The 3,069-nt window shown below is 43.9% G+C and carries 4 protein-coding genes; all 4 read left to right on the top strand.

Going from position 1 to position 3,069, the window contains the following annotated elements:
* Positions 1-176 precede the first annotated feature (176 nt).
* Positions 177-533, top strand: a complete 357-nt coding sequence (locus NB463_RS17015; RefSeq protein WP_258516017.1) for a hypothetical protein — start codon at positions 177-179, stop codon at positions 531-533.
* Between the two features lie 147 nt (positions 534-680).
* Complete coding sequence (locus NB463_RS17005) at positions 681-1,712, top strand: DUF4238 domain-containing protein (RefSeq protein WP_140267108.1); 1,032 nt, start codon at positions 681-683, stop codon at positions 1,710-1,712.
* 188 nt (positions 1,713-1,900) lie between these two features.
* Complete coding sequence (locus NB463_RS16995) at positions 1,901-2,209, top strand: transposase (RefSeq protein WP_004413754.1); 309 nt, start codon at positions 1,901-1,903, stop codon at positions 2,207-2,209.
* The gene (locus tag NB463_RS16990; protein ID WP_053307556.1) at positions 2,206-3,057 is read left to right on the top strand and encodes an IS3 family transposase; all 852 of its coding nucleotides are present in this window, start codon (positions 2,206-2,208) and stop codon (positions 3,055-3,057) included. The genes NB463_RS16995 and NB463_RS16990 overlap by 4 nt, the downstream gene beginning before the upstream one ends.
* Positions 3,058-3,069: the final 12 nt, after the last annotated feature.

The following is a 3,069-nucleotide window of genomic DNA, read 5'->3' as shown; positions in this document are numbered from 1 at the left end:
GCCGACTTTAGTTGCGGAATAACAAGACGTTCAAGGCGATTCGAAACGCATTGGGGTTTTAGTGCCCAAATAGGCACGGATTTATCAGAGTTTATTTTAGGTTAGGGTGCATGTGCGTCTCTCACACCTTAACTGCGCGTTATGCTGCACGACACATATTTGATTCAAGAGAGCATATGGAAATATCAATTGAAGTGATTTATCAAATCTTAACTCAGTGGGCTCAACAACAAACTCTACGCACCTACACTGATCTTTCGAATGAATATCAATCGCTCACCAATGAGTGGCATGCACCACACGGGAGTTGGGATCAGCCTTTGGGTAAACTAGCCAATGTGCTTAGTGAAGCGGGACAACCTCCTTTGACATCTTTAGTAATTCTAAAAAACGGACATGAGCCAGGGAACGATTTTTGGGGTTGTGCTCCCAACGTACCTTCTAGACCAAGAAATCAATTGGTTAGAGTTACTGAGTGGATGAAAATGGTTAATAAATGTTACACCCATAATTGGTCAGTGACATTACCGTAGACAGCAGCATAACAAACTGTTTAAGAGTGATTCGCAACGCGTGGCATTTTTACTATGCGTTGATTTTAGTGTTTAAGGTGGTATGCGGCGGCATCGGTATTGCGTTGCTCACACCTTAACAGGGCGTTAAGCGTATAAGAGAAAACTATGAGTTCGGTTAAGAAAAGAGATAATCACTTTGTTCCAGTTATGTATTTAAAAAACTGGTCAACAGGCGGAAAAGTTCAGATTTACAGAACGTTGGTGCAGCATGAAAATGTACCAATCTGGAAGCCGTTTCCCTTAAACGGAATTGGGTATTTGAGAAACCTTTACATTAATACTCAAAATGGAGATGAATGCGACCAAATTGAAACATGGTTTGATCAACAGTTTGAAGCTCCTGCAGAGGCTGCGATTCAAAAAGTGATTTCCAACGCTAAGTTAACGCCGAGTGACTATAAAAGTATCATTAACTTTTTTGCACTTCAGGATCTTCGTACTCCAGTAAAATTTATCGAACACCTCAAAAGAGCAGATAATAATGAGTTCGAATCCATGATGAGGAGTGTTGTTGATAAAGTAATGTCGAAAGGTGTCCCTAAGAATTTTCAGGTGACTGGCGAATATAAATTTCATGATGAAATGCCACTGAAATTAAAAATTACCAAAGAAGAATCGGGATTAATGGTTCATGTTGAAAACCTAATTGGACGAGCTTCTTGGCTATGGAGTATTAAACGCCTATTGAATACAGTCTCATCTCACCTTCATGAACACCAATGGACAATTCTGCATCCAGCCAATGGGCATGAATGGTTCACATCGGATAATCCGGTTTTAAAGCTTAACTATTATGGAGAGGGTAGCTATGACCTTAAAGGTGGCTGGGGTAATGAGGGTACAGAATTGATTTTACCATTAGGTCCTCGGCATTTACTCTATACATTGGTTGGACAGAAACGACCTCTTCCAAGAGGTACAAGGCTTAGCGAGGAAAAAACTAAGTTAATTAATCATATGTTGGTAGAGAACAGTCACAGGTATGTTATTTCATCTCATCAGTGTCCTCAAGTAACCAACTACCGTCAAAGGTTAGTTCTTCCTGAAGAAGTTAAGCATGAATTGGCACAGTGGAAAGCACTAAATGAGCATCACTCGAACAAAGAGAAAGAGTTCTACTCAGCAAAATACGCTTAACAATCTGTTTAAGAGTGATTCGCAACGCGTGGCATTTTCACTATGCGTTGTTTTAAGTGTTTAAGGTGGTATGCAGCGGCTTCGGTATTGCGTTGCTCACACCTTAACAGGGCGTTATGTGACCGAGTACCCCACGTTTAGTAGACACTTTACTAAGTTAGATCTAGGGTCTAATTGAGAGGTGATTTATGGCTAAACATCGTAATCCAGCGTACACCGAAGAGTTCCGCAAAGAAGCAGTCCGCTTGGCCAGTCTTCCTGGCCGAACAGCCGTTTCCGTTGCCAAGGAGCTGGGCATCAGTGCCCAGCAGATCCGAAACTGGAAGCGCCAGTTCACACGCCTATCTGATAAACAGTTTAACACCTTAGACGGTGTCGATTACTCGAAGAAAGAGTCCGAAGAGCTTCGGGCGCTAAGGCGCGAGAACAAGCGACTCAAAGATGAAATGGAATTCCTAAAAAAGGTCTCGGCGTACTTCGCGAAGCAGCAAGAGTGAAGTACGAGTTCATCGAAAGCTATGTCGGTGAGTATTCCATTAGCTTAATGTGCCGCACCTTAGAAGTGAGTCGGGGCGGCTATTATAAGTGGTGCCATCATACGCCGAGTGAGCGTTCAAAGCGGCGAGAGCGCTTTGAACAGCTCGTCATGTGTACCTTTGCCCAATATCGGGCACGTTACGGCTCAGTGCGAATAGCCGAAGAGCTCAACGAAGCAGGCTATGCCTGCTGCGTGAATTATGTGGCTGATATCATGAAGGAAAAAGGTATCAGGGCACGTAATGGTAAAGGGTTTAAATACAGCAAGGATGTGGCTGCTATGACGAATGTTGCCGACAATTTACTGCGAAGAGACTTTGAGTCTGAGACGCCAAATCAGAAGTGGGTTACGGACATCACGTATATCTGGGTGAAGAGCCGTTGGCTCTTCTTAGCGACAGTGATGGACTTGCATTCAAGGCGTATTGTGGGTTGGTCGTTAGGGACAACGATGACCGTCGAGCTCATCACCAATGCCCTAAAAATGGCGTTTGAGTCACGTAAGCCGCCTAAAGGCGTCATTATCCACTCGGACCGTGGTGTACAATACAGAGCATATAAATATCAAGACTTCATGCGCAAGCATGGAGGTGTACCGAGCATGAGTCGGCAGGGCAACTGTTGGGATAATGCGGTGATGGAGTCGTTCTACAGTCGACTGAAAGTCGAACTGATATACGCAGAAGACTACCAAACCCTCGAAGAAGCCCGAATGGGCATCTTCGAATACATCGAGGTATTTTACAATCGCAGAAGAAGACACTCAGCGTTGGGGCACGTCAGCCCAGTTGAGTACGAAAGTATGTAGTTATGTACTGTC

Source organism: Vibrio sp. RM-41-2B (assembly GCF_024744415.1).
In the GTDB taxonomy this organism is placed as follows: Bacteria; Pseudomonadota; Gammaproteobacteria; order Enterobacterales; family Vibrionaceae; genus Vibrio; species Vibrio diabolicus.
The sequence above is the reverse complement of the archived record's forward strand: the minus strand, read 5'-3'. Positions and strand labels throughout refer to the sequence as shown.

Coding starts and splice junctions, on each gene's coding strand:
- NB463_RS16995 (WP_004413754.1), top strand. CDS start 1,901: ATGGCTAAACATCGTAATCCAGCGTACACCGAAGAGTTCCGCAAAGAA.
- NB463_RS17015 (WP_258516017.1), top strand. CDS start 177: ATGGAAATATCAATTGAAGTGATTTATCAAATCTTAACTCAGTGGGCT.
- NB463_RS17005 (WP_140267108.1), top strand. CDS start 681: ATGAGTTCGGTTAAGAAAAGAGATAATCACTTTGTTCCAGTTATGTAT.